Here is a 1130-nt window from a genome sequence, read left to right on the forward strand (position 1 = left end):
GAAGTTGTTACAGTTGCCTTGCAGATCCGCAGGCTCCGAGTCTTCTACGCCAGCGATCCACTCTTCAATACATTCAGAACCTTTCGATTTGAAGTGGTTAACGACGATAGAAAGATCTTCACCGCTCTCTTGTACCGTGAAGGTTTGCAACAAGCTGTGGCGTTGGTATTTGTCGTACGCAGGGTTGCTCTCAGCACCATCTTTACGAGTAATGGTGTTTTCGGCAATGTGCTGCTCTGGCGTGAAGATCACTTTCGCCGCTTCTTTTGGCGTGACCACTTTCGCGCGGTACAAGATAGCAACCATGATCGCATCACTTCCGAAGTACTCTTCTTGGTACTTGTCTTTATCTGCGATTTCAACGTAAGTGTAATGATCGTCTGCGTCATCGATTTCCGCATTCAATGCATCCACCAAGTTTTGCACAGCACTGCCATCACCGAAGCCGTTATTCTCCACTTCCATCAAACCAATGATGTCAGCATCCATCTTGTTCATCGCAGACACGATCTTCGCTTGTTGGATCAAGAACTCATCGTGATTCGTCGCGCCACGGTTTTGGCCTGTCGGGTTGTTGTTTCCGCTGTCTGCAACCGAAGTGAAGTAGTTAAGCACGTTAAAGCTTGCAACGCGTAAATCCGACTCTGCGATAGCTGGCGCCGCTTTACGCTCTACATCAAAACCATCACCCGCAGCCACAAAGTTAGTGTTATTTACATCGTTCGTCGCGATCAGACGGTATTCGTTGTAGCTGTAATTCACTACGCCCTGTAAACCTTCAACGCGCGAACCTAAGCGAATGTGCTGTTCAGATGAACCGTCTTGATCCAAATCTTGACCAAACTCAGGGTAGTAAGGAATTTTGCCGTTCGGTGCTTTAGCATCAGATTCTAGGAAAACTCGATTCTCTGCATTTTGTTTTGCTAACGCGACCGCTTCTGCACTGTCTGCTGCGTGAAGCTGAGTTGGCTTAAAGAGTGGAGCTTGGTGCGACAACATCATGTTGTTACGTTTTGAATCGTAATCGTAAGAGAAGTTGCGAGTAACAAACAAATCACTGGCTGAGTTCAGCGTCACTTGCATCCCTTCATGGCGCTCTAACGCATCACGCAGAGTTTCGCCTTCTTTGA

The 1130-nt window shown here is 47.5% G+C and carries 1 protein-coding gene; it reads right to left on the reverse strand.

Annotated features, from left to right (window positions below):
- A partial coding sequence (locus R7M72_RS25425; protein ID WP_318056501.1) for an ExeM/NucH family extracellular endonuclease occupies positions 1-1130 on the reverse strand: 1130 nt, incomplete at both ends.

Origin of the sequence: Vibrio sp. YT-18 (assembly GCF_033337345.1) — a bacterium.
GTDB classification, from domain to species: domain Bacteria; phylum Pseudomonadota; class Gammaproteobacteria; order Enterobacterales; family Vibrionaceae; genus Vibrio; species Vibrio alginolyticus.